This is a genomic window from Streptomyces sp. NPDC001796, from assembly GCF_042892355.1.
GTDB lineage: Bacteria > Actinomycetota > Actinomycetes > Streptomycetales > Streptomycetaceae > Streptomyces.
The window spans coordinates 108,454-132,627 of the sequence record NZ_JBIAUC010000018.1 but is presented as its reverse complement, the minus strand read 5'-3'; the positions used below and the strand labels follow the sequence as shown (position 1 = coordinate 132,627).

Below are 24,174 nucleotides of genomic sequence, written 5' to 3'. Positions count from 1 at the left end.
CTGACCGATGGACACGGTCGGGGACGGCCTCGAAGAGGTCCTGCAGAAGGCGTTCACCCGCCCGATCCCCAAGAGCGCCGGTGCCCGGATGCGGTACCTCGTCAAGCAGCTCAAGGGCACCAGGCCGGTGGCCGAGCTGCTCGGCATCACCCAGCGCACCGTCGAACGCTATGTCAGGGAACAGCTCAGGAAGCCCAGACCGGAGCTCGCCGAGCGGCTCGAGCGCGAAGTCCGCAGTCGCTGGCAGCCACAGGTCCGCGCCCGGGCCAAGAAGCAGGCGGTCAGCAGGACCGGCATCGTCATCGACACCCGCGCCCGCTTCGGCTACACCGCCGCCCCGGGCACGACCGACGACCCGCGGCAGCGTCACCTGACGGTGGCACTGCCCCCCGAGTTCGCGGCCCGTCTCTTCGATGCCCGGGAACAGGGGGCCACCGAGCAGCAGTTGCGCGACATCGCAGCCGAGGGCTTGGGCGAGATCTACTTCCGTGACCGCGGCCGCCGCGCCCAGGGCCTGGAGGTGCAGTTCACCGACGTGGAGCACGTGGAATTCGACCTGTAGGCGTACCCCGACGACGCACGCCCTGCCGGCGCCCGAGCGGCGCACCCCCGTCGGGGTCAGTCGGACTGCCTACGGGCCTGCTTCACCTCCCGGTCGATGGCCCAGGCGTCGGCGACCGGCCCGAGGTGGCCGAGCTTGTCGGGATTGATCACCACGCGGATGGCCTGAATCCGCCCGTCGAGCACCTCGAGGACCAAGGTGTGCAGGATCCTGCCGTCGCGGTCGCGGAAGATCGCGCCGGGCTGGCCGTTGATCTCGTGGGGCTCGAAGGTCACATCGATCCGGATCAGCAAGGGGAAGACGCTGCCCAGCACCCGGGCCACGTTCTCCGCGCCGATGACGGCCTTGGCCAATTGCGGGGCCTTGCCGCCGCCGTCCCCCGCCAACTGCACGTCGGCGGCCAGCAGATTCCGCAGCCGGCCCACATCGCCGTTCTTCAGGGCGTCGAAGAACCGCGTCGCCAGCTCCTGCCGCTCCTGACGGTCCGCCGCGAACCTCGGCCGCCCGGCCTCCATGTGCCGCCGTGCCCGCACCAGGAGCTGCCGGCAGGCCGCCTCCGAACGCCCCACCGCCGCGGCGATGTCGTCGAACCCGAAAGCGAAGACCTCGCGCAGCAAGAAGACGGCCCGCTCCAGCGGGCTGAGCCGCTCCAGCAACAGCAGTGCCGCCATGGACACCGAGTCGGCCAGTTCGACCGATCGCGCCGGGTCCTGATAGGGATCGCTCAACAGCGGCTCCGGAAACCACGGTCCGACGTACTCCTCGCGCCGCACCCGCGCGGAACGCAGCACATCGATCGAGATCCGTGTCACCGCGGCCGACAGAAAAGCCTTGGTCGACGTGGGCCGGGTCGCTGAGGCGTCAAAGCGCAGCCACGTCTCCTGCACCGCATCCTCGGCCTCGCTCACGCTGCCCAGAATCCGGTAGGCGATCGAGAACAGCAGCGGCCGCAGCTCCTCGAAGTCCTCGGCCTTGCCCACGCCGACTCCCTCCCCGTCATCCTCGCCCACCTGGCCGCACTGGCCGGCGCAGGCGGCTTCTTCTGTGCTCTTGTCCGTGCCCGTGGCGCTCAGTGGAACTGTCCGGGTTCGTAGTCGCCGGCGGGCTGCCGTGTGATGACGTTCAGCCGGTTCACCATGTTCATGAAGGAGACCAGGATCACCAGGGCGGTCAGCTGCTCCTCGTCGTAGTGCTCGGCGGCGCACGCCCACACCTCGTCGGTGACCCCGCCGGCCGCATCCGCGATCCGGGTGCCCTGCTCCGCCAGCTGCAGCGCGGCACGCTCGGCCTCGGTGAACACCGTGGCCTCCCGCCAGGCCGCCACCAGGTTCAGCCGCACCGAGGTCTCGCCGGCAGCGGCGGCCTCCTTGGTGTGCATGTCGATGCAGACGGCGCAGCCGTTGATCTGGCTCACGCGCAGTGCCACGAGCTCCTGCGTCGCGGCCGGCAGTGGCGAGTCCTTGATCGTCCTGCCTGCCGTCATGAGGTGCTTGAGGGCCTTGCCGGCGGTGGGGTCGGCGAAGTAGTTCAGTCGCGCGTCCATGCTGTGCTCCTCCGTGGTCGTCGGTGGCTACACCCCTGAGACGGGGTGGCCGGACTCCCTGTGACATGGACGGATGTGACGTGCGTCTCCCCGCCGCCCCTCCAGGGCGTGGCGCACTGACCCGGCACCGGCTTGACGCCTCTACGTGGAGGTGGGTGCGTTCGCGTCGCGGCTCTGGTCGATGAGGGCGGCGAAGGCGTCGAGGGTGCGTCGCAGCCCGAAGGCGTAGGCGTGGTCGGGGTCGTAGGCGGTGCCGTGTGCTGTGCCTGCCGCCGTGCCGACGCGGACGGCGGTGGGGTAGGTGTCCGGGTCGAGGACCCGGGCCAGGAGCGGGGCGTTGACCTGCCACCACTGCTCGTCGTTCATGGCACTGTCGTGCTGGGCGGCCCGGGAGTCGGCGGCGGCGCGGGCGCATGCCTGGACGAAGGTGAGCAGGTAGGTGAGGCAGTCGTCCATGTGGATGTCGCTCAGACCGAGGCCTTCGAATGCGGACAGCTCGTGCTCGTACTTCCGCATCAACCCCGGTCCCAGCGGGGGCCTGGAGGTGGAGACGGCCGCGGCCCAGGGGTGGCGTTCGAAGAGTGCCTTGTTCTCGTCGGCGATGGCGGTGACGCGTCGGCGCCAGGGCTGTCCTGCTGTGTCCGTGCGGGGCATGCGGGCGTAGGCGGCGTCGAGCATGAGGTCGAGCAGCTCGGCCTTGCCGGGGACGTAGGTGTAGAGCGTCATCGGCACCACGCCGAGTTCCTGGGCGACGCGGCGCATGGTCACCGCGTCCAGGCCTTCGGCGTCGGCGATGGCGGTGGCCGCCTCGACCACCGCGTCGATGCTCAGCCCGCGCCGCGGCCCGCGGCCGCGGTCGGGGGCGGCCTCACGCCACAGCAGTTGCAGGGTACGGGCCGGGTCGCCGGCGCTGGTTCGGTCGGTAGGCACGAGTCCAATCTTCGCGCACCCGATCTCTGTACAATGTACATTGTACGTCGTACAGAGAATCGTGCAGAGAACCGTCATCGAGGAGCCCCCGTGAAGGTCACTTCCAGTGCCGTGTCACTCAACGTCGACGATGTCCAGGCCTCCAGCGCCTTCCTCCGCACGCACTTCGGGTTCCGTGAGGAGATGGCCGCCGACGGGTTCGCGTCCCTGACGCGCGACGACGTCGGCATGAACGTCGTCTTCCTGCGGCGGGGGCTTCAGACCCTCCCGGCGGACCAGCGCGACGAGCACGCCGCCGGACTCATCCTCGCCTTCGTCGTCGACGACCTCGAGGGTGAGCTGGCGCGCCTGCACGCCGAAGGCGTCACGGTCACCATGCCGCTGACCGAGGAAGAGTGGGGCGAGCGCGCTTTTCAGGTACGGGACCCCAACGGCGTGATCGTCCAGTTGGTCGACTGGAACGCCACCGCCGGCCACTGAGACGGCCGGGTGACTGACTGTCACAGAATGTGCGGCGCGCCTCGTGGAGACGGCTCGTTCAGGCGCCTTCACGAGGCCTGCGGTCAGTCGAGCCGAGCTATCCGGTGATGCTGCTCGGGCGGATCGACGCGGCGTTGTGCCACGGTTCCTTCTTCGGTATCGGTTCGCTGGTCGCCCGCAGTCTGGTCGCGCCGGAGAAGAAGTCCCGTGCGGTGGCCGCCGTGTTCGCCGGGCTGACCGTCGCGAACGTGTTGGGCGTACCGTTCGGCGCACTCGTCGGTGAGCGCCTGGTTCGCCGGCGTGCCCGGCGTGATCACCCGCGTGACCGACTTCGCGCAGGGCGCGGCACTCGCCGCCGGCGCCAACGTGTCCGCGTCCAATATCGGCAACGCCCTTGGCGCCTGTGCCGGCGGCCTGGCGATCACGGCGGGCCTCGGCTACACCGCACCGCGCCGCCACTTGCGTGCGTGGCCTCCGACCCGCACCGGTCGGTCGACGTGCTGGCCAAGTAGCTCTGCGAGTGGCCAACCATCGCCGCGAGTCACAGTCGCTCGGCGGCACGGCCGTCTCCTGGTCGAACGTACGAGCGAGCGCCCGAGGGGTCTTCCGTTTTGGCGAGCGGAGGCGTATGTTCCGGTTACCCCGCGACGGCGCCTTTCGAAGCGTCGGCCCGCCGGTCCCGGGACGGCGGGCCACGCGGGGGCCAAGTGCCTGGTGTCTTCATCGGGCGCCGCTGAGGCGCCCAACACCAGCAGCCGCCGCGTACGCGGGCGTCTGCCGACGTCAGCAATGCGCGAGGCAGTTGGGCATTCGGCAGCGGGCTTGGCTGACGCTGACCCGAGGGCCTTGCCGACCTCTGCTCCCCCCTCGCCACCGAAAATCGACCGTGACCGGGAGCCGGGCATGGCCGGTCTCACCCGTGGGCCGTCAGGGGCAAAGCAGCCCGCGCCCGCGCGTGCCTGGCGCCAGTCCACCCTCTCCACGCTGAACAATCGGCCTGGTCTGCAGGCAGGCACGGGTTCCAGCGGCACAGAGGGGAACGACCGATGGGCACAGCAGGGCGTCCGAACCGTAGAGCTCTGCTCACCGGCTCACTCGCGGGCGCCACGGTCGCGCTCGCGGGGTGTTCGTCGACGAGCGCCGGCACGGCGGGGAGCAGTGCTTCGCCCGGAGCGCGGCCGACCACGCCCGCCGCCGCGTTCGCGAGGCTGATGGACGGCAACGGACGCTGGGTGAGCGGAAACCTTCAGCATCCCGACCGGGATCCGGACCGGCGTCAGTTCGTGGCTCAGGAACAGGAGCCCTTCGGGGCGGTCCTGTCGTGCATCGACTCCCGAGTGCCGCCTGAACTTCTCTTCGACACCGGGCTGGGTGACCTCTACGTCATGCGTACGGGCGGGCAGGCGGTCGACCCCGTGGTCACCGGTTCTGCCGAGTACGGACCCATGACGAGTGGCACGCCGCTCATCGTCGTCCTCGGCCATCAACGCTGCGGTGCCGTCAAAGCGGCATATCAGTCCATGCGTGACGGCAAACCTCTGCCCGGCAACCTCCAGGCGATCGTCAAAGCTCTGCGTCCGGCGTACGAGCAGGCGGTGAGGGAGGGCGGTGCCGACCCGGTCGAGACGATGGCGCGAGCCCAGGTCAGGTCGACCGCCACCGCCCTTCGCTCCAACCAGGACCTCGCCCCGCTGGTGCGCAAGGGCTCCCTGGCGGTCGTCGGCGCCTACTACTCACTCGACACCGGCAAGGTACAAGTCCTGACCGGCGCCCCTTCCTGAACCGGCGCGGAGAAGACGGAGGGGCATTGCCAGGCGGTGACCGGCCTCCAGCACCCAAGCCCGTGCGCCTGGGCGAGGCGTTCTACATCCACTCGCTCGCCGAGCCCGGCGCCACGCTCACCGTCGAGGCCCCCGTGCCGGTCCGCAGCGGCGACGAAGTGACCATGCTCGGCCAGGACCGGCCCCTCAACTGGACCCTCCGCAACGGCGCCCTGGTCGTCGACGTACCGGCGGCGGCTCGCAGGGCGGGCCGGTACGTGTGGGTGTTCAAGGTGGAGTGGCGTGATTGAACCTGCCCGAACGAGCGGTAGTCGACGGCGTGTTCCCCGCTGCCCTCGGTGATCAGGGTGATCAGGGTGACGGTGTGGAAGTCGACCCGCGCGAGCGGGACATGTGCGGGCGTGACCGCAGGTCGCCGTTCCGGGCCCGAAGGGTCTCAGTACCAGTGGTTGGCCTGCCAGAACGACCAGGCCTTGCAGGGGCTGCCGTAGCTGGTGTTCATGTAGTTGAGGCCCCACTTGATCTGGGTGGCCGGGTTGGTCTGCCAGTCGGCGCCGGCCGAGGCGTACTTGCCGGCGGGCAGGGCCTGGAAGAGACCGTAGGCACCGGAGGAGGCGTTGACCGCGTGGTAGTTCCAGCCGGACTCGTGGTCCACGATGTTGCTGAAGCACTGGAACTGGTCCGCGGCGACCATGTGACTCGCCATCGCCTGGATCTGCGCAACCGTGTAGCTGCTCTGGACCGGGAAGCTGGAGGAGCCGCCGGCGCCGGCGCTGCCGGCCGCGGCCTTCGCCTCGGCGCGCTGCTTGGCCGCCTTCTCGGCCGCCGCCTTCTTCGCGACCGCGGTCTGGGCGGCCACCTTGCGGGCCGCCTCCTCGGCGTCCTTCTTGGCGCTCGCGTCCGCGGCGACGGCCTGGGCGTCGGCCTGCTGCGTCAGCGACGCGGACTGCACCTGCGCCTGCTGACCGGCGGGTATGTCCTCGAGGAGCGTGGTGCCGGCCGTCGCCGCTTCGGCGCCGTTCGGCTGCTCGGTGTCGGCCGAGGCGACTCCGACAACGCTTCCGACAGCGGTGACCGCCGTGGCCGAGGCCACCGCGACTCCCCGGACCGATATCCCACTCACGCGCTTCCCTTCCGGTACGTCTGTGACGTCATGACGTGACGGTGTGAAGGTATCTCCCTTGCCGGTTCCGGCAGTTGGACACTCTGCCGTGCCGGGGCGGTGGGCGCAATCGTGGTACCCGGCGCAGGCGTGTCCGGTCGGCTGCAATGGGCGGAGGGGTCGCCCCCACATCGGGGAAGAGCGCGAGGACGACCGCTCCGGTCCTCCCCGGTGACCGCGGCGCTCCGAGGCGGACCGGGCCGAGGTCAGCTGCCGTCGGAACGTCTCGCCCCCGGGTGGTGACCGAGCGAGCGGGCGAGTTCCGGCAGCAGGTACCGCTCGGCGACGGGTTCGGCTTCGTTCCCCCAGGCTCCTCGTACAGGTCCGGCGGCCGCCCGGCCGTCTCCTCGCCCGGCGCACGGGCGGCATCCGCCGCCCGCCCGCGGGAGCGCGGGACATGTGATGCACAGCTTCCGCGAGGCCCTGGCGGCGTTTGCGGGCGCTGATCCCTGCAAGCGCTGATCCCTGTGAGCGCCGCGACCGCACGATGGCAGCGGCCAAGGGGTCAGTGCGTGGTCACGGCGGACGCGGTCTTCTTGCGTGCGCGGTAGGCGGCGGCCTTGTACTTGTTGCCGCAGGACTCCATGCCGCACCACTGCCGCCGCATGCCCCGTGACCGGTCGATGTAGACGCGCGTGCACTCGGGGTTGCCGCACTCCTTCATCAGGGGGACGTCCGGGCCGCTGAGCAGTTCGACGGCCTGCCGGGCGACGGTGGCCAGGACCTGCTCGGGGGTCGCCTCGGTGTGCCGGCCCGTGAGGGTGAGCTGCGGAGTGGCGGGGGTCTTGCGCGCGGCGCCGTTGACCACGGCGAGTGCCTGGCGGTCGAACTCCTCGCCGAGCCGGCGGTTGGTGACGAGCCGGTAGATCGCTTCGCGCACGGCGATCGCCTCCCGGACGTCGTCCTCCTCGCCAGGCGTGATCGTGTCCACGAGTCCCGACTCCAGGTACCAGGCGTTGAGCCGCTCCGGGGTCACGAACATCTCGAACCGGGTCGAGCGCCGGGCGCGGAGGGTGGCCGCGAAGTCGAGCGCCGGGTGCCCGCATACGAAGACATGGTCGAGATTCACATCACCATTTTGACAGGTGACGCTCATAGGGTGCAAGCACCGTCACGAGAACCGTGGTCCTTCGATGCGGTCACCCGGGTGAGACGGGGAAGTGATCGTATGCCACCGAGCGCCTCGGGCGCCGGTCAGGCCCCGGGGGCCGGCCGCCGCCGCGCTCTCCCGCTGCCCGCCTTCCGTCTGAAGCCGCAGTTCGCGCCCTGCCACCGCCGACGCAGCCAGCGGTCGTGGCTGGCGGGGACGATCGCGCCGGGACGCCGGCCGAGCGCGGCCTCCAGTTCGTCGCACAGCGCCGGGGACAGGTGGTTGGTCGGCTCGTCGAGCAGCAGCAGCTGGGGCGGGCGGGTCACCAGCAGCGCCAGCGCCGGCCGCCGGCGCTGCCCCACGGACAGCTGCTCGACCGGTTTGCCCAAGTCCGCTTCGCGTACCAGGCCGAGCGAGGCCAGCGGCACCTTCGCGGCCCGCTCCGAACCCAGCGACTGCTCGTAGGTGTCGCGCGCCGTGCGCTCGGGCCGGCCGAACACGGGGTCCTGGGTGCGCAGCCCCACCGCCAGCCGGCGCCGTCTGCGCATCTCGCCCTCGGCCGCGAGATGTCCGGCGAGCACGGCGAGCGGCGTCGACTTGCCAGCGCCGTTGCCGCCCGGACCAGCAGCCGATCGGTCGCCGACACCTCCAGGCCGCCCCGCGCGAGACGGCGGGCACCCGCACGTTGTGCAGGGACACCAGCGGCTGCGGTCTTTCCTCGACCCGCGCGGCCAGGTCCACGGCCGCGAACCGCAGCGGGCGCGGCGGCTCGGCGACCTGGGCGCGCTCCAGTTCCTGCAGCCGCCGTGTGGCGTTGCGGATCCGGCGGGAGATCTGGGCTCCCCACGCGGTTTCATACGTAACGATCCGGACCAAGAAACACATGTGCACGGGGGCGGTCTTGTTCAGCAGGCGCGCCCAGCCCACCTGGCCGCCGCGACAGGCAGGGTGGACCTGGGCATGTTCACACTGGTGAGCCACGTGCAGCCGCCAAGGAGCTGAGGGCTGTAGCCGGCCGCTTCGGCGCTCAGTGGCACTTGCTCAGTCGAGGACTGCGGTGGCTTCGATCTCGACCAGATGCTCGGGGACGTCCAGCGCCGCGACGCCGATCAGCGTGGTCGGCGGCACCGGAGTGACCCCGAGCTTTGCGGCCGCCCGCGAGATTCCCTCCAGGAGCGTGGGCATCTTCTCGGTACTCCAGTCGACGACGTAGAAGGTCATTTTGGCCACGTCGTCGAAGGAACCGCCGGCCTCGCCCAGCGCGGTGGCGATGTTGAGGTAGCACCGCTCGACCTGCGCAGCGAGGTCGCCCTCGCCGACCGTGACCCCTTCCGCGTCCCAGGCGACCTGCCCGGCGATGAAGACCAGCTTCGAGCCGGAGGCGATCGCCAACTGCCGGTACACATCGATTTTCGGCAGTCCATCGGGGTTCTTCAGGGTGATGGCCATGCTGTCCGCCTCCTTGCCCGGGCTCCTGTGAGCCCCGGGTTCGTCAAACCAGACCCCTGTGGTCTCTGACGGTTACTCGGAAACCGTAGGAGAGTGTGCGTTGACATGGGAGAACGCACTTTTCAGTGACCGGGGAACCTCATGGTGACCAAGCAGTTCAGCGGTTCGGGCCGGGGATGCCGACCTGAGGCGCGCCGACTCCCTGGCGCGGGAGGCCTTCTCCGGCGTTGCCGACGAGTGGGCGCGTTGATCACCGAAGCGCTGGGGGAGGGCACCCCGCGCTGACCGATTCCCCGCGCGGATCGTCACCAGACGACCGAGCTGACCTTTCGCCGTTACGTGGAACTCCCCCCGGCTGGGGTCGGAGATTGCCGCCAGCGAGCCCAGACCGCTGCCGACGTTGACGACGACCGGGGCGTTACTCGCTTACAGCAGCGGCAGGAAGGCGTGCGTGACGCGCACGACGCCGAAGACGTTCGTGTCGTACGTGATCATCATGTCGGCCGCCGTTACCTCGCCGACCGGCTTGCGCGCGCCCACGATCCCGGCGTTGTCGATCAGGACGTCGAGGGCGCGGGCGTCTGCTGCGTGCCGTCGGGAGGGTACGAGGTGATTGCGTTGGCCCGTAACGGGCGTTTGAAATAGCCCGCGCATGCAATTAATGTGGGGAGCGCGAAGGGCGACCGGCCCGCACCGCTGCCGAATGCGGTGCGGGGACGGCCACCTGTCGCGATCCGTTCGACTGCCCTGCGGGCAGTCGGCCCCGTCAAGCACCATCTGGAGACCGTTCCTCATGACCATCCCCGCCACCGCCGTCACTCCCCTCACGGTCGGCGACGCCGAGTTCCTGATCGACACGGCGCGCTCGGCCGCCGAAGCCGCCGGTGTCCCCGTCGCCGTCACCGTCCTCGACGCAGGCGGCTACATGCTCGCCTTCCGACGGGACGACCGGGCCGTTCTCATCGCAGGTGAGACCAGCACGCGGAAGGCGTACACCGCTCTGCAGCTGAACGCCCCCACGGCCGACCTGGTCGACGCCGTCCAGCCCGGCGGCCTCTTCCACACCCTGCCGACCGCCCTGGACCGCCCGTTGCTGTTCATCGCCGGCGGGGTGCCCGTCCACCGTGACGGCCGGCTGATCGGAGCTCTCGGGGTCGGCGGCGGAGCTCCGGAGCAGGACCACTCCTTCGCCGATGCGGCCGTCCAGGCGCTGAAGGCCTGAACCTCTCACTTCGAGGTGCCGGTACGGGTACCTGTACGGGACCACACAGGAAAGGGCTGGGATGATGCAGATCGATCTGAAAGGCCGCACGGCACTGGTCACCGGCTCCACACAGGGCATCGGCGCGGCGATCGCCGCCGGTCTGGCGCGTGCCGGGGCCCGCGTGGGCGTCAACGGCCGTACCCCGCAGCGCGTGGACGACGGCATCGCCCGATTGGCACAGGAGGTGCCCGGGGCGGAGCTGGTCCCGGTCGCGGCGGATGTGACGAGCGAGGACGGCGCTCGCCAAGCCGCCGAAGTCCTGCCGCAGGTGGACATCCTCGTGAACAACCTGGGCATCTTCGGCGCCGAGGATCCTCTGAAGATCACCGACGAACAGTGGCGCCGCTACTTCGAGGTGAACGTACTGGCCGCCGTACGCCTGACCCGCCTGTACCTCCCGGGCATGACCGAGCGGGGGTGGGGGCGCATCCAGTACATCGCCAGTGACTCGGCGATCGTCATCCCCGCGGAGATGATCCATTACGGCATGTCGAAGACCGCGCTGCTCGCGGTGGGCCGGGGCTTCGCGAAACAGGCCGCCGGCACGGGCGTCACGGTGAACTCGGTGATCGCCGGTCCCACCCACACCGGAGGCGTCGAGGACTTCGTCTACGAACTCGTCGACCGCGACCTGCCTTGGGAGGAAGCCCAGCGCGTCTTCATGCGCGAGCACCGACCGCAGTCGCTGCTGCAGCGTCTGATCGAGCCCGAGGAGATTGCCAACATGGTGGTCTACCTCAGCTCCGACCAGGCCTCGGCCACCACCGGTGGCGCACTTCGGGTGGACGGCGGATACGTCGACTCCATCCTGCCGTGAGCGAATCTGACGGAGGTGCGGGGAGGGAAACGGCGTCCGGTGCCGTCTCCGGCCGAGGAGTGCGGACGCGCACGGAGGCGGTCAAGCGCCTCTCGTCGGCCGGCGCCTCCGCTGTGCAGCCGGTTCGCACGGCGGCCAACACTTGACTGTCCGCCGGCCGGGGCGCAGCCGCTGCGCCCCGGCCGTCCCTGGCTTGCCGCCCCTGGCATCCGGCAGTGCCCTCTCCTGCAGACGCGGGGCGGGCGATGTCCTTCACCTTCAGCGGCCGACACCGCGGGGTCAATGCGCCTCGACTCGGAGCATGGCAGAGGCGGCGGAGGAAGGGGTTCTGCCAGGCCCGGGCGAAGGCCTCCTGCACCAGGTCCTCCGCCTCGGTGAGGCTGCCTGTCATCGCGTACATCTGGCTGGTCAGCCGGCGCACGGTACAGGCGTAGAAATCGCCGAAGACGCGCGGGTCGCGCGTTGCCCCCTCCACTCACGGTTTCGACGGGCGATGCCGTCACGTCTTGCCACGCCCGAACAGAGCAGTAGGTCGCACGACGACCGCGGGGAACGGAGCTGATCACCCAGGCGTCCCCGTGGCCTGGTCGGAGATGCCTTACGCTATGACGTCCGCACCGGTACGGTCAGCACCGGAGCGCTCAACGTCAGACTCGAGGTCTCGTTGTCCGGCCGCCAGGTGGGGGCGTCGCTCTGGGTGAGTTCCAGCCTCAGCCGGTGTCCCGACTCAAGTTGCCAGCCGGCCGGCCACAGTTCGAAGGCGAGCGGCTGCACGTCTCCTGGGGAACCGGTGACGCGGTACACCGACCGGGTGATGAGCGTCTGGGTGCCGCTTACCGGGTCGATGTCGAACAGCCGCGCCGCGAGTTCGGCGTCGGTACCCTGCAGGGTGGCAGTCACATGGACGACGGGCGACCCGGTGATGATGCCGGGTGAGGGCGGGTCGAAGACCCAGCCCGCCACGCCCTGGTCGGACAGCGCGGGGGTGGTGCGGCAGCCGGAGTTGGCGATCGGGTCGACGGCGGCTGCCTCCGGTCCGCCGGGGATGGAGCTTGTGGTCACCGCGCCGGTCGAGCCGGTGAAGGTCCAGCTCCCGTTGGCCAGTTGGGAGAAGCGGTCGGCGGTCAGCGTGGCGTTGGTCTGCCCGGGCACACAGGCGGTGGTACTGAGAGTCGTCCGTGCGGTGGTCGGCTGAGAACCGGCGAGCACCGCGTCGAGCCAGTGGTTGGCCTCGTCGTTGGCGGCCACCCAGACCTGGTGGGGGTTGCCGGCGTACGAGTGTCCGAGGTCTCCGTAGAACGTCCACACCGGATATCCGGGGGCCGCTGCCCGCAGCTTGTTCACCATCTGCGCCGTATGGACGGCGGGGAACAGCGGGTCGGTGGTGCCCTGGACGCTGAGAACGGGGATCCGGGCGGAGGCCGGCGGGACGGGCATGTCGTACGGCGAGCGGTAGTCCGCCAGTTGCCGGACGATCTGGTTGATCAACGGATCGTTCCCGTACGGCTCTCCGGTGGTGATCCGCGCATACCATCCCGGTATGTCCGCGGTGGGGTCGGCGGCGGCGTACTGGCCGTACTCAGTGCCGAGCGCGTACAGACCGTCCAGATAGCTCTCCTTCGCGACGCCGACCGGATCCTCATGAGGCCCGTCTCCGGGCGCCCCTGACAGGCCGTCGGAGCCTCTTCCGTTGTCGATGAGCGCCTGAGCGAGATCCGTCCAGGCGTACTGCGGGACCGCGGCGGCGAGATGGAGCGGCACCCCCTTCGGTGACGTCCAGGGCACCAGCGTGCCGTCGGGCGTCATCACCTTGTCCTGGGACAGTGCCAGCAGCCAGCTCTGGCCGCCACCGTAGGAGTCACCGGTGGTGACGACGTCGTCCGGTGCGGCGACCCCGGCGTCGACCAGCAGGCCCGCGAGGAACTGGGTGTCGTGCACCTCCCACCGTCGGTCGGCGAGGTGGGTCCAGCCGGCCCGGTCCGCGCACGCCGGGTCGGTGGCGTAGGTGTACCCGGTCGCCGGGTCCTTGCCGCAGGAGCGGTGAAAGCCACGCGATGTGAAGTTGAGGACGGCGAAGCCCTTTCCCGTGAACCAGGCGTTGTTCCAGTGGTAGGTGTTCGCGTCGTTGCCCGCCGGGGTGGTGGACTCGAAGTCCGTCTTGTCATGCCCCCAGCCGTTGAGCATGACCATCAACGGCAAGGGTCCTGAGCCGTCCTGTGGGAGGGAGACGTCCACGTCCAGTGGTGTGCCGTCGAAGCTCGGCACGACGCCGGAGCACACGGTGTAGGGATTCCCGCCAGGCGGGGACACCTGAGCCGAGACGCTGAGACCGAGTGGGCAGACCGTCGCCGCCGCGGCATGCTCGGCGGACGGACTCGCAAGACCGAGTACGGCTGCCGTGGCGGACAGTACGGCGAGAAACCGACGCCTTCCGAGGTCCACAGCAACTCCTCCACCAGGATGCCTCCCTAATGAGCCAGGGATCGTACGGGCGAGTAACCCGGCGCGCCACATCCCTGGACCATGCGAGTGCAAAGCCTTTCCCATCGTTGCGTCGATGAACGACGGCACGACGGCTGGGACCTCTCGTTCGGATCACGCCGGGCCCTCGCCGCACAGGGCAGGCTGCGGGAGTGCGCCATAGCTTCGCGCCGTACGCTGCCCCGCATGGGTTACATGCGTTCGAGTGGGGCCCGGCCCAGGCGGCGGCGGTCATCAGCCAGGTCGTCGGGAGCGAGGGCCGTACAGGCATTGAAGTTTCTGGGCATCAGTGCGCTGTCCGGAATCGTGCTGGCCGGTATCGCACTGCCGGCCACCGGCGCGATCGGCCTGTCTGCCAAGGGCGCCGCGACCGGTTTCGACGACCTGCCGGGCGACCTCAAGCGTCCGCCGCTGAGCCAGGCCTCACACATCCTGGACGCCGACGGCGACCTCATCGCGACCGTGTACTCCCGAGACCGCACCGTCGTCCCGCTCAGCCAGATCAGCCCGGTCATGCAGAAGGCCATCGTCGCCATCGAGGACGCCCGTTTCTGGCAGCACGGCCCCATCGACCCCAAAGGCGTGATCCGCGCGGTCGTCAGGGACACGCAGGCGGGCAGCGCTGAGCAGGGCGCCTCCACGCTGACCCAGCAGTACGTCAAGAACGTCTTCGTCGAAGAGGCGGGTGACGACCCGAACGCCGTGGCCCAGGCCACCTCGCCGACCCTCGGCCGCAAGATCCAGGAACTCAAGTACGCGATCCAGGTCGAGAAGGAACTCGGTAAGAAAAAGATCCTGCAGAACTACCTCAACATCGTGCCCTTCGGGGAGCAGTCCTTCGGCATCGAGGCGGCCTCCGAGCGCTACTTCAGCACACATGCCAAGAACCTCACGCTGCCGCAGGCCGCTCTCCTGGCCGGCGTCGTCAACGGGACCACGCTGTACGACCCCGTCCAGCACCCCCAGGCCGCCCGCACCCGCCGCGACATGGTTCTGCAGCGCATGGCCGCCGTGCACGACGTCACCCAGGCGCAGGCCGGCGCCGCCGAGCGGCAGCCCCTCGGACTGAAGCCCACCGCCCCCAGGAACGGCTGCATCACCGCCGTCCGCGGCGCCGCCTTCTTCTGCGACTACGTCCGCGATGTCTTCCTCAACAGCCCCGTCTTCGGCAAGACCGCAGAAGCCCGAGCCCAGCGCTGGAACACCGGCGGCCTGACCATCAAGACCACCCTGGACCCGAAGGCCCAGGACGCCGTCCAGGCCGCCATCACCCAGCACGTCTACAAGACCGACCCCGTCGCCACCGCCGTCACCCTCGTCCAGCCCGGCACCGGCAAGATCCTCGCGATGGGCCAGTCGCGCCCGTACGGCTTCGGCACGGACGAGACACAGATCAACCTCAGCGTCGACCACGACATGGGCGGCGGGACCGGCTTCCAGTCGGGCTCGACGTTCAAACCGATCACCGCTGCGGCGGCGATCGACGGCGGTACCGACCCCAACACCGTCCTGCCGGCTCCGTATTCGATGGACTATCCGAGTCCGGTGAGCACCTGCGGCACACCGTGGGTACGCAATCCCACCGACCCACCGCTGTCGAACGAGGACAGGTCGGAAGTCGGCCCGATGAACATGAACAAGGCGATGGCCCTGTCGGTCAACACCTACTTCGTCCAGCTCATCGGCAACATCGGTATCTGCCCAGTGGTCCAGATGGAGCAGAAGCTCGGCGTGCACCAGGCGAACGGCGCCCCGCTTCAGCAGGTCCCCTCCATCACGCTGGGCACACAGCAGGTGAGCCCGCTGACCATGGCCTCCGCATACGCCGCCTTCGCCGACAACGGCGTCTACTGCACGCCGATGGCCATCGAATCGATCATCGACGCGAGCGGCAAGTCGCTGCCGGTCCCGCAGACCTCATGCAGCCAGGCGATGTCCCCGAAGACCGCCGCGACCATCAACACGCTCCTCAAGGGCGTGGTCGAGGACGGTACCGGCCGGCAGGCAGGCCTGAAGGACCGCGACAGCGCGGGCAAGACCGGCACGACCGACAATCGTTGGGCGGCATGGTTCGTCGGCTACACCTCGAACGTGGCCGGCGCGGTCTGGGTCGGCGGCCCGTCCCACAACGTCCCCATGACGAACATCACCATCGGCGGCGTGTTCCACAAGGAGGTCTTCGGCGCCGACACCCCTGGTCCCATCTGGCGCGACGCCATGACCGGCGCTCTCGCCGGCACCGTCTCGCCCCCGCTGCCCACCGTCCAACTCGCTGCCGACAAGCCGCAGACCCCCGAGCCGGGCGCCTCCACCACCCCCGGCAGCAGCGGCAACACACCCGACCCCCGTGCGAGCCTTCGCCCTCCCCGGCTTCACGGTCCGAACGGCGGGAAGCACCGGTAGCGGGTGCGCGCGCTGGACGACGCGACGACAGGGCTGCTGCCGCCGTCGGCTGACGGAGTCGATCGTGCACCGGGACCGTCCTACTGTCCTGCCTCGGTCTCGAAGTGCAGGGAGATCGACTGCAGAACGTCCGCAGCAGAGACGTCGGCGCGCCCGCCGTCGTGGATCTCGGCGAGCTGGACGAAGGCAAGTGCGAACGCTGATGCGATCTGCACGATGGCCGGCCCCAGCTGCTCGCTCACGGCACTCGCCACCTCGTGGGCGCTCGCATCGGCGCGCAGCTCGATGCGCGGCAGCATCTCCTCGAGCAACGCGGAGACCGTTTCGCTCTGTGTGACGTCACCGTCGCGGTTCTCGCGGGCCTGGCGTCGCATCTCCAGCGCCTCGGTCAGGATGCCGACGACCCGCTGCATGATTTCTCGCTGCTCCATGCGGGCACGGTACGCCGGACAGCCGTCAGAAGTGTGCTTACCCGGGCCGTGGATGTTCGTCCTGAGCGCTTCGGGGCGGCCAAGACCGAGACCGCTGCGGGGGAGTAGATCGTGCACGCCGTCCAGGAGCCGACGTGAGGAGCGGTGCCAGTCGGGGCCTGCCCCGGGATTTCATCCGCGCCGGCCACTGAGGTGCAGCTGAGCCTGGCGCCGGGAGCGGCCCGGCCCCTGCTCGAGCGTGCTGTCCGCACTCCCGACTCCGCCGGCCCTCATGGGCCCCCGCACAGCTCGGCCGGGGCGCCTGCCGCCGCGGACCCGATGCGCGGGGCGCTGAGCCCGGCCAGGTGAGGCTCGGGGTGATGAGCGCTGTTGGCCGTCGGGCTCAGGCGTCGGATCGAGGGGGCGACGGCAGAGGGGAACGGTGGCCGCGGAAGAACTCGGTGATGTCGTGGGCCAGCAGTTCAGGTTCTTCGTGGGCGGCGAAGTGCCCACCGCGGGGCATGCGGGTGTAGCGCGTGATGTTGTAGGTGCGCTCGGCCCAGCTGCGTGGCGGTCGGCTCAGGTCGGCGGGGAACAGGGCGACGGCTGTGGGAACGCTCACGCGCTCCACGCGTCGGGTCCCTTGCGGACTGGGTCCGCGCCCTCACGCCGCAGCGCGGTGATCAGCTTGTGGAACTGCCGCGGGCTCAGCCCGGTGAATGGGGCTATCCAGGACGGTTCCGACGCCGCAATCACTCCTGCCACAACAAGATCATGGCATCGTGTCCAGCGAGCCATGGGGGGGACGGCCGACAAAGGCCGGACCAGGGATACCCTCGGACGATGTCGAATCGGGCGGTAGCAGCTGGAGTAGGACTCGCGCGGGTCATGGCGCACTGCGGGGGCAGCACATCAGCAGCCGTGCACTATCTGGCGGGTGCCATCGCCTCCGCACCTGAGAACCCCGAGCCCTACGCGGTTCTTGCCGAGTTGTGGAGGGACAAGCCGTCGGAGCTGGCCGAGGTCGTTCAGGGTACAAACTCCTTGCGGACGGTACTGGCGCAGTCGTACATCAGCTTCCTTGAGGACGACATGGACGGCGCGGCGCTGGCGATCGGATCGGTCACGGGTGTGCGATCCGACATCGCCTGGGCCAAAGCCCCCTGGTTCAGCGATGAGCGATTTCTCGGTGCGGTGAGTGCCGACGCGCTGGCCGAGGCCGCAATGCGGACGATGGACTATGGCCATGATCTGGACACCGAAAGCATGCGGGAACGATTTCGGCCCTGGTTCGAAGCCATCGACGTGGTCTCTGCCCGCCAGCCGTTGCCGCAGGCGTTGGCCAAGATGGCGATCTTGCTGCGGGCATGCGGTCTCACCGATGCGTCGTTTGCCCTCTGCGACCAGGCGGACTCCGTTGAGCGGATCATGCTGACGGAAGTTGTGCGAGCGGGCACGTGGCGCAAGCTGGGGGATCTTCAGCAGACCGTGGCGGCGTTCGAGCGCGCTCTTGCCCTGGAACCGGCCAACTGGTCGCTCTATCTCGACCTGGCCGATGTGCGTGCTGAGCAGGGCGACTTAACCTCTGCGGTCCGGCTGATCGGTCAGGGGATGAGGTACGAGCCGGCTGAGCTCTCACTTCGCGCGGCCGGGGCTGCCTACCGTGCACGACTGACCGGCTCGCGTGCCGATCTGAGCGAACTCATCGAACTGGCGCCGAATCTGCCGAACGACTCGTACCGGGACCTGCTGATTGATCACGCGTGTGCTGGTCCCGCGCTGCCTGCCGAGCTCGTGGCTGCGGCCCGGCGCATCCAGGACAGCTGAGGCTCCGCTCCTCCGCGAGCAGCAGCTTCAGCCAGCAAGTGCCCAGCATCGCGACCCAGGCCTCAGTTCCCGCGCGACTGCCACGTCAAGGGTGGCGGCATCCACGCCGTGCTTGGCGCCGCCCGCCTGCACAACCCACTCTCGGCCGCATGGCTCCCCCAGTGCAGGGGGACCCACCTGCTGCAGTCGAAGATCAGTTAGGGGACAAGCCTTAGGCTTTGCGGGCGAGTAGGTGAACCTCCTGGAACTGCCGTTGGTCGGTGGGCTGAGGCTCGCGAACCATCCGGGCCACCTCGGCCAACCCGGCCTCGCTCAGCAGCGCGGCGAGGTGATCAGGCCACCACCGATAGGCCGGCGCGACTGCGTGGTCGAAGACCTGTGTCGGGTGAGACGGATCTTCGCTTGCCGAAAAGCCGACCAGAAGGTGGCCACCAGGTGCCAGCACACGGTGGAACTCGGCCAGGATGAGGGGGAGTTCCGGAGGCGGAGTATGGATGATGGACCAACGTGACAGTACCCCCGCCAGCATGCCGTCAGCGGTGTTCAACGCGGCCATCGAGCCCACGTCGAACCGCAGACCCGGATAGGCCTGTCGAGCCAATTCGATCATTGCAGGAGAGGCGTCGACGCCGAACACCGTCAGCCCTAGTTCGTCCAGATACGCGGTGACATGGCCGGGCCCGCACCCCAAGTCCGCGACCTGACCGTCTCCACTCGCGCTTACGACCTCGGCGAAGACACTCAAGATCGCGCGGTCGAGGGGCCTGTCACTCAGCGAGTCGCGGAACAGCTGCGCATACGTGGAGGCAGCGGCGTCGTAGGCCTCGCGCGTGGCACTGAGGGCATCATGTTCGACCATGCTCGCGACAGTAGTTCCCGGTGCTGACGCGAGCCGGGGGAATCACGATCCTCCCTCCCACCTGTTCGCCCGGCGCTGTCGCCAGTGAGCTTCTCGTGCCGCCCAGCCGGCGCCATCCCCCGATCAAGGGGGTGCCGCCCACCACGGCCGGTAGGGCATGCTCGGCCGCATGGACCGCTCGGCGCGCATCCCGGCAACATGACACGGACTTCGTCGCAGACGCCGAAGCGGCTCAGCAGGGGCTCGTGGGCCCCCTGGTCTCCTGCTGGTGCAGCCGAGCGGGGAGACCGTCACCAATGACCGACGACGCCCCTCTATGGCGGAACTCCCTGGATGACCGGGATCGGCTGCCCAGTGCGGTCCGAGCCGGGGCCGCCGCCGTCCGCACCGGCGACGGCCTGGCCCGAGCCGCCGTGCCCAGTCGTGACCGCCGGTGGGTGATGCTGCACGGCTCGGCCGTGGGGGAGCAGATCGCCGTCATCGTCGAGGGTGCTCGCCCAGACGTGATCAGCGAGGTGATGACTCAGGCGTACGGGCTGACGCCCCGCGAGCGTGAGATCACCGAACTCATCGCCCAGGGCCGAAGCACTCGCCAGATGGCCACGCGGTTGTCCATCTGCCCTTCACCGTCCAGGACCGCCTCAAAGCCATCTACGCGAGGACAGGGGTCAACAGCCGGGGCGAGCTCGTCGCGACGCTGTACAACGAGCATTACGCGCCCCGGTCCGCCGTCGGCGCACGCCCGAGTCCCTGCGAGTGGTACCTCGATGACACCGCCGACCCCCGGTAGGGCAGAAGTGAGCAGGCCGGCCTCGGTTCGGGGCGGAGCAGGGGGAGTTCGTGGGCCGGGACCACGGTGACCGACAACGGCGGTCGGGGTTCCACCACAGTTCCGGACATGGGCGAGGTGCGGGATCGCAGGGTCATGACGACCTGCAGCCGGTGGCCGACATGGCCCTGCGAAGCTGGCCGCCTGCCAGACGGCCCTGCCTGCCGAGCCGCCTACCCGCGATGCCCGGACGATCCAGTGAGCGCAGGCTCGCGGATCGACGCCGATCGAGAGGGCTCCGTGGGACGATCCCGGCATGCGGCCTCGATCGCGCAGGCTGTCACACTCGTTCGGCCCTGGGATGCCGAACCAGCCGGTCCTATCGGGTAGCGGGGTAGAACTGCGCGAGCTGGTCCTCGACCCAGGGGTCGTACACCGCCACGCGCTTGGCGGCCGCGGGTTCGACCATCGCGAGCTGGCCCGCGACCCAGGGATCCATGTGCTGGTGGGCAGTGCGGTGATGGGAGCAGCTGTGGCCGGTGGCGACCGCGGTGGTACGGCCAGGAAGATGTCCCGGTGTCCGAGGAGAAGCCGCCATCGCCGAGCCACCGGTGGCGAACACAGCGCCTCCGGCGAGTGCGGCAGAAACGCCCGTGGTCGCGATACGACGCATCAGCTTCTTCATGATCTTTCCTCCTTGCGCGGCCCATCGATCAGTGGCTGCGAGCGAACCTGCTCGTGAGGCTCGAGCCACTCGAGCTGCGGGAAACATGTCGCCTTGTGAGCAGAAGCATCAGGTCGGTGTGCCTACCCACTCGCGTTCCGCACACACCGCGGCAGGGGAAATCTCCTCCGGCAGCCACCAGCCCACGCGTCCACAGGTCGGTGCCTGGTGGGTTCGGGACCGCAGACTGAACACGCCCGCCGACCAAGGTCGACCACCCTGTCGCCGTCGACAAGCTGCGCCGTTACCTGCGCGCGCAGCTGCCGAGCCGACTGCCGTGGGAGATCGCTTCGAGGGGCGCAGGCCGTGCTGGTCATGGCGCTCGGACGCGGAGGGCAACGCCACTTGGGGCCCGACCAGCCGCCCCGTGCCGCAGTGGACCCGCCCCGGCGCGACCCCCGTGGAGACCCTCGGCCGGCACGGCCACCACCACTGACGCGCCTTCCTCGACAGCGTCGGCAAACGGTGTCGGGTGCCGTCCCAGGCGCGCCACCGGGCCGCCGCCTTCCTCACCGAGGATGCAGCCGGCCTTTGCGCGAAGCGGACTGGCGGTCGGAGTTGCGGCCGCCCGCTCCGGAGGTACCGCCCGTGGCGGCGCCGGGTTGTGCCCGGCGGGCAGAACCGCGCCCGCCGGTTGCGGGGGTGCCACCGGACGCTCTCCTCTCGGCCGTGGCCCGGTGGTCGGCGTCCCGGCTCCCCGTCCTGGTCGCAGCGCCTGTCGCCGCTTGGGCGCCGCCGCCGTTCCCGGGTTGGCGGCGGCGCGATGGCCTGCCGGACCTGGTGCCGGTCTTGCGGTCCGGACGAGACGCCGTCGGTGTCGCCGGCTGGGGCACCTCGATGGTCACGGGCACGCCGGAAGGCTCGCGGGCGCCGGTGATGGTGGCCAGTTCCGCGTCGCTCGACGTGATGCGGGCTGTCCGGGGGCGGATGCCCGCGTCCGACATGAGCCGGGTGACGTCCCGTTTCTGGTCGGGCAGGACCAGCGTGACCACGCTGCCGGAGCCGCCGGCGCGGGCCGTGCGGCCGCCCCGGTGGAGGTAGTCCTTGTGGTCGGTCGGCGGATCGACGTTGACGACGAGGTCCAGGTCGTCGATGTGTATGCCCCGGGCCGCGACGTTCGTCGCCACCAGCGCGGTGACCTGGCCGCTCTTGAACTGCTCCAGGGTGCGATTGCGCTGCGGCTGGGAGCGGCCTCCGTGCAGTGCCGCCGCGCGGACACCGACGGCCAGGAGCCGCTTGGCGAGCCGGTCGGCGGACCTCTTGGTGTCGAGGAAGAGGATGACCCGGCCGTCACGGGCCGCGATGCGCGTGGTGACGGCCTTCTTGTCGGTCTCGTCCAGGACGTGGAGCACGTGGTGCTCCATCGTGGTGACCGCTCCTGCGGACGGGTCCACGGAATGCACCACGGGGTCGGTCAGGAACCGCTGCACCAGGCGGTCGATGTTGCGGTCCAGGGTGGCCGAGAAGAGCATGCGCTGTCCGTCGGGCCGTACCTGCTGGATCAGCTTCGTGATCTGCGGCAGGAAGCCCATGTCGGTCATCTGGTCGGCTTCGTCCAGCACCGTGATGCGTACGTGGTCGAGCACGCAGTCCCCGCGTTCCACGAGGTCGTTGAGCCTGCCGGGGGTCGCCACGAGCACCTCGGCACCGCGCCGGAGCGCAGCGGCCTGCTTGGTGATGGACAGTCCTCCGACCACGGTGGCCAGCCGGAGGTTCACCGCCGTCGCGTAGGGGGTCAGCGCGTCCGTCACCTGCTGGGCGAGTTCACGGGTGGGCACCAGGACGAGGGCGAGGGGCGCTCTGGGCTCCGCGCGCAGTCCGGCCGTGCGGGCCAGGAGCGCCAGCCCGAACGCGAGGGTCTTGCCCGATCCGGTGCGTCCCCGTCCCAGCAGGTCACGGCCGGCCAGTGAGTTGGGCAGCGTGGCGGCCTGGATGGGGAAGGGGGTGGTCACCCCTTGTGCGGTGAGGGTCTTCAGCAGCCCCGCGGGCATGTCCAGACCGGCGAAGTCCTCGACGGCGGGAAGTGCGGGTGTCGTGCTTTCCGGCAGCCGGAATTCGCTCGACGAGGACGCGGACGGCGGGGGTGAGGAGGTACGCCGGTTCGGCTTCTGGGGCCTACGGGGCATGCAGTTATCTGCCTTCCTGGAAAACAGCACAAACCGGGGTCCGCACCATGACGGTGCGGACCCCGGTGAGCGGATACGCGTCCGGCGATCAGGCGGGGAGGATGTTCTCCGCCTGCGGGCCCTTCTGGCCCTGCGTGACGTCGAACGAGACCCGCTGGCCCTCCTGGAGCTCACGGAAGCCCTGGGTCTGGATGTTCGAGTAGTGCGCGAAGACGTCGGGGCCGCCGCCGTCCTGCTGGATGAAGCCGAAACCCTTTTCGGCGTTGAACCACTTGACGGTTCCCTGTGCCATGACCTTTTCCTTCTGTAGGCAGAGGCCCCATCCGGAGATCCCGGAAAACAAATAATGCGCCTGAAGGATAAACATTCCCGTCAGGCGCACATGGGTTCATGGGTACCACAACTGCAACACCGAGACTCTAGCACGGCTCGGTGGCCCGTGGTGGACGATCGAGGCGCGCCGGGGTCTCTCAAAGCCCTCGATGATCGTGACGTTCGCCTGGCCGCCGCCTTCTCTTCCACCCCGGGGTGCGGTGACGCCCCACCACCGTCACGACTTCTCCGAGGCCGCCGCCCGGTCGTCGATGGGGATGCGCAGCCGGCCGGCCAAGGTGGTGAGGGCCGCTCCCAGCGGGAGCGCGACCCGGGTCAGGGCGTGCCGGTCGCCCCGGGTCGGATCCCGGTTGACGATGAGCACCGGCTTCCCGTCCTGGGCCGCCTGGCGGACGAACCGCAGCCCGGACATCACCGTGAGTGAGGAGCCCAGGACCAACAGCGAGGCCGCTTCACGGACCAGCTTGCGGCAGTGCTCGACCCGCTGCGGCGGAACGGCTTCGCCGAAGAACACCACGTCCGGTTTGAGGGTGCCGCCGCAGACCGTGCAGGGCAGCACGCGGAAGTCCCCGACCTGTTCGTCGGTGAGGTCGGCGTCACCGTCCGGGTTGATTCCCGCGGCCGCCGGCTCGAAGCCCGGATTGGCCTCCTCCAGCCTCCGGGCGAGTTCCCGGCGAGGGCTGAAGGCGCCGCAGGAAAGGCAGACGACCCGGTCCAGGCTTCCGTGGAGTTCCACGACGCCCTCACTGCCGGCGGCCTGGTGCAGGCCATCGACGTTCTGGGTGATCACACCCGAGAGCAGGCCGTGCCGCCCGAACGCGGCCACGGCCCGGTGCCCGGCGTTGGGGCGGGCGCGGCCGAAGGTGCGCCAGCCGAGGTGGCTGCGCGCCCAGTACCTGCGCCGGGCCTGGGCGCTGGCGGTGAAGTCCTGGTAGGTCATCGGGGTGTGCCGGCTCAGGCTCCCACCCTCGCCCCGGTAGTCCGGGATGCCCGACTCCGTGGAGATGCCCGCCCCGCTGAGCACCAGCACACCGCCGGTGCTCAGTGCATCGGCGACCGGCTCGAGATCCGTGGTGCCCGGCGGCAGATCCTCGGCAGGGGTCCAGCTCAGGGTGGGGCGCATGCGCATGTCATCAGGGTACGGAACAGGCCGCGTTCGGTGGT

Annotated in this window: 24 protein-coding genes and 4 pseudogenes; 10 read left to right on the top strand and 18 right to left on the bottom strand. The window is 69.7% G+C overall.

Annotated elements, in window-relative coordinates:
- Positions 1 to 7: 7 nt before the first annotated feature.
- On the top strand, positions 8 to 562 hold the full coding sequence (gene tpg, locus ACFYZE_RS28850) for a telomere-protecting terminal protein Tpg (RefSeq protein WP_389000103.1): 555 nt from the start codon (positions 8 to 10) through the stop codon (positions 560 to 562).
- Positions 563 to 618: 56 nt separating this feature from the next.
- Here tpg and ACFYZE_RS28845 read toward each other — a convergent pair whose 3' ends face one another.
- From ACFYZE_RS28845 to ACFYZE_RS28835, 3 genes are all read right to left on the bottom strand, one after another.
- A complete protein-coding gene (locus ACFYZE_RS28845; protein WP_389000100.1) occupies positions 619 to 1,542 on the bottom strand; it encodes an RNA polymerase sigma-70 factor in 924 nt (307 codons plus the stop codon).
- An 89-nt stretch (positions 1,543 to 1,631) separates the two neighbouring features.
- A complete protein-coding gene (locus tag ACFYZE_RS28840; protein ID WP_389000098.1) occupies positions 1,632 to 2,105 on the bottom strand; it encodes a carboxymuconolactone decarboxylase family protein in 474 nt (157 codons plus the stop codon).
- Between the two features lie 141 nt (positions 2,106 to 2,246).
- A complete protein-coding gene (locus ACFYZE_RS28835) occupies positions 2,247 to 3,035 on the bottom strand; it encodes a TetR/AcrR family transcriptional regulator (RefSeq protein WP_389000095.1) in 789 nt (262 codons plus the stop codon).
- A 90-nt stretch (positions 3,036 to 3,125) separates the two neighbouring features.
- Between ACFYZE_RS28835 and ACFYZE_RS28830 the strand changes: the two genes are divergently transcribed.
- The 4 genes and pseudogenes from ACFYZE_RS28830 to ACFYZE_RS28815 all read left to right on the top strand — a co-directional run bounded on the left by ACFYZE_RS28830 (position 3,126) and on the right by ACFYZE_RS28815 (position 5,586).
- Positions 3,126 to 3,515: a VOC family protein gene (locus ACFYZE_RS28830; protein ID WP_389000092.1), complete on the top strand. Its 390-nt coding sequence runs from the start codon at positions 3,126 to 3,128 to the stop codon at positions 3,513 to 3,515.
- A 77-nt stretch (positions 3,516 to 3,592) separates the two neighbouring features.
- Positions 3,593 to 3,965 (top strand): annotated as a pseudogene (locus ACFYZE_RS28825) (MFS transporter); the annotation flags it as partial.
- Between the two features lie 596 nt (positions 3,966 to 4,561).
- The gene (locus ACFYZE_RS28820; protein WP_389000089.1) at positions 4,562 to 5,296 is read left to right on the top strand and encodes a carbonic anhydrase; all 735 of its coding nucleotides are present in this window, start codon (positions 4,562 to 4,564) and stop codon (positions 5,294 to 5,296) included.
- A gap of 62 nt (positions 5,297 to 5,358) precedes the next feature.
- Positions 5,359 to 5,586, top strand: a complete 228-nt coding sequence (locus ACFYZE_RS28815) for an alpha-L-fucosidase C-terminal domain-containing protein (RefSeq protein ID WP_389000086.1) — start codon at positions 5,359 to 5,361, stop codon at positions 5,584 to 5,586.
- A 146-nt stretch (positions 5,587 to 5,732) separates the two neighbouring features.
- On the opposite strand, the gene ACFYZE_RS28810 is transcribed toward ACFYZE_RS28815, so the two are convergent.
- From ACFYZE_RS28810 to ACFYZE_RS28795, 4 genes and pseudogenes are all read right to left on the bottom strand, one after another.
- Positions 5,733 to 6,419: a lytic transglycosylase domain-containing protein gene (locus ACFYZE_RS28810; RefSeq protein WP_389000083.1), complete on the bottom strand. Its 687-nt coding sequence runs from the start codon at positions 6,417 to 6,419 to the stop codon at positions 5,733 to 5,735.
- A 544-nt stretch (positions 6,420 to 6,963) separates the two neighbouring features.
- Positions 6,964 to 7,527: a CGNR zinc finger domain-containing protein gene (locus ACFYZE_RS28805; protein ID WP_389000080.1), complete on the bottom strand. Its 564-nt coding sequence runs from the start codon at positions 7,525 to 7,527 to the stop codon at positions 6,964 to 6,966.
- 125 nt (positions 7,528 to 7,652) lie between these two features.
- Positions 7,653 to 8,388, bottom strand: a pseudogene (locus ACFYZE_RS28800) (ATP-binding cassette domain-containing protein); the annotation flags it as partial.
- Between the two features lie 201 nt (positions 8,389 to 8,589).
- Positions 8,590 to 8,997 (bottom strand): RidA family protein, encoded by a 408-nt coding sequence (locus ACFYZE_RS28795; RefSeq protein ID WP_389000077.1) that lies wholly within the window; start codon positions 8,995 to 8,997, stop codon positions 8,590 to 8,592.
- A 141-nt stretch (positions 8,998 to 9,138) separates the two neighbouring features.
- Here ACFYZE_RS28795 and ACFYZE_RS28790 point away from each other — a divergent pair.
- Positions 9,139 to 9,279: pseudogene (locus tag ACFYZE_RS28790) on the top strand (transcriptional regulator); the annotation flags it as partial.
- 144 nt (positions 9,280 to 9,423) lie between these two features.
- On the opposite strand, the gene ACFYZE_RS28785 reads toward ACFYZE_RS28790, so the two are convergent.
- The gene (locus ACFYZE_RS28785; RefSeq protein WP_389000074.1) at positions 9,424 to 9,651 is read right to left on the bottom strand and encodes an SDR family NAD(P)-dependent oxidoreductase; all 228 of its coding nucleotides are present in this window, start codon (positions 9,649 to 9,651) and stop codon (positions 9,424 to 9,426) included.
- A gap of 145 nt (positions 9,652 to 9,796) precedes the next feature.
- On the opposite strand from ACFYZE_RS28785, the gene ACFYZE_RS28780 reads away from it, so the two are divergent.
- Both ACFYZE_RS28780 and ACFYZE_RS28775 read left to right on the top strand, forming a co-directional pair.
- The gene (locus ACFYZE_RS28780; protein ID WP_389000144.1) at positions 9,797 to 10,219 is read left to right on the top strand and encodes a heme-binding protein; all 423 of its coding nucleotides are present in this window, start codon (positions 9,797 to 9,799) and stop codon (positions 10,217 to 10,219) included.
- A gap of 64 nt (positions 10,220 to 10,283) precedes the next feature.
- On the top strand, positions 10,284 to 11,078 hold the full coding sequence (locus tag ACFYZE_RS28775) for an SDR family NAD(P)-dependent oxidoreductase (RefSeq protein WP_389000141.1): 795 nt from the start codon (positions 10,284 to 10,286) through the stop codon (positions 11,076 to 11,078).
- Here ACFYZE_RS28775 and ACFYZE_RS28770 read toward each other — a convergent pair.
- Both ACFYZE_RS28770 and ACFYZE_RS28765 read right to left on the bottom strand, forming a co-directional pair.
- Positions 10,999 to 11,499: a sigma factor gene (locus ACFYZE_RS28770; protein ID WP_389000138.1), complete on the bottom strand. Its 501-nt coding sequence runs from the start codon at positions 11,497 to 11,499 to the stop codon at positions 10,999 to 11,001. The two genes, ACFYZE_RS28775 and ACFYZE_RS28770, sit on opposite strands and share 80 nt — an antisense overlap.
- Before the next feature lie 182 nt (positions 11,500 to 11,681).
- Positions 11,682 to 13,520, bottom strand: coding sequence for a CocE/NonD family hydrolase C-terminal non-catalytic domain-containing protein (locus ACFYZE_RS28765; protein WP_389000071.1), 1,839 nt, complete (start codon positions 13,518 to 13,520; stop codon positions 11,682 to 11,684).
- 234 nt (positions 13,521 to 13,754) lie between these two features.
- Here ACFYZE_RS28765 and ACFYZE_RS28760 point away from each other — a divergent pair, with 234 nt between their 5' ends.
- Positions 13,755 to 15,962, top strand: coding sequence for a transglycosylase domain-containing protein (locus tag ACFYZE_RS28760; protein ID WP_389000135.1), 2,208 nt, complete (start codon positions 13,755 to 13,757; stop codon positions 15,960 to 15,962).
- 80 nt (positions 15,963 to 16,042) lie between these two features.
- Here ACFYZE_RS28760 and ACFYZE_RS28755 read toward each other — a convergent pair whose 3' ends face one another.
- The 3 genes and pseudogenes from ACFYZE_RS28755 to ACFYZE_RS28745 all read right to left on the bottom strand — a co-directional run.
- Positions 16,043 to 16,393, bottom strand: a complete 351-nt coding sequence (locus ACFYZE_RS28755; protein ID WP_389000068.1) for a hypothetical protein — start codon at positions 16,391 to 16,393, stop codon at positions 16,043 to 16,045.
- A 382-nt stretch (positions 16,394 to 16,775) separates the two neighbouring features.
- Positions 16,776 to 16,994, bottom strand: coding sequence for an alpha/beta fold hydrolase (locus ACFYZE_RS28750; protein WP_389000065.1), 219 nt, complete (start codon positions 16,992 to 16,994; stop codon positions 16,776 to 16,778).
- A gap of 17 nt (positions 16,995 to 17,011) precedes the next feature.
- Positions 17,012 to 17,137, bottom strand: a pseudogene (locus ACFYZE_RS28745) (IS5/IS1182 family transposase); the annotation flags it as partial.
- Between the two features lie 156 nt (positions 17,138 to 17,293).
- Here ACFYZE_RS28745 and ACFYZE_RS28740 point away from each other — a divergent pair.
- Entirely contained in the window at positions 17,294 to 18,199 is a 906-nt protein-coding gene (locus ACFYZE_RS28740; protein WP_389000062.1) for a tetratricopeptide repeat protein, read from the top strand.
- Positions 18,200 to 18,410: 211 nt separating this feature from the next.
- Here ACFYZE_RS28740 and ACFYZE_RS28735 read toward each other — a convergent pair whose 3' ends face one another.
- The 5 genes from ACFYZE_RS28735 to ACFYZE_RS28715 all read right to left on the bottom strand — a co-directional run bounded on the left by ACFYZE_RS28735 (position 18,411) and on the right by ACFYZE_RS28715 (position 24,139).
- A complete protein-coding gene (locus ACFYZE_RS28735; protein WP_389000059.1) occupies positions 18,411 to 19,058 on the bottom strand; it encodes a class I SAM-dependent methyltransferase in 648 nt (215 codons plus the stop codon).
- A gap of 1,148 nt (positions 19,059 to 20,206) precedes the next feature.
- A complete protein-coding gene (locus ACFYZE_RS28730) occupies positions 20,207 to 20,512 on the bottom strand; it encodes a hypothetical protein (protein WP_389000056.1) in 306 nt (101 codons plus the stop codon).
- Between the two features lie 548 nt (positions 20,513 to 21,060).
- Positions 21,061 to 22,677 (bottom strand): DEAD/DEAH box helicase, encoded by a 1,617-nt coding sequence (locus ACFYZE_RS28725; protein ID WP_389000053.1) that lies wholly within the window; start codon positions 22,675 to 22,677, stop codon positions 21,061 to 21,063.
- 88 nt (positions 22,678 to 22,765) lie between these two features.
- Complete coding sequence (locus ACFYZE_RS28720) at positions 22,766 to 22,969, bottom strand: cold-shock protein (protein WP_103845202.1); 204 nt, start codon at positions 22,967 to 22,969, stop codon at positions 22,766 to 22,768.
- A gap of 258 nt (positions 22,970 to 23,227) precedes the next feature.
- A complete protein-coding gene (locus ACFYZE_RS28715; protein WP_389000049.1) occupies positions 23,228 to 24,139 on the bottom strand; it encodes an NAD-dependent protein deacetylase in 912 nt (303 codons plus the stop codon).
- Positions 24,140 to 24,174 lie beyond the last annotated feature (35 nt).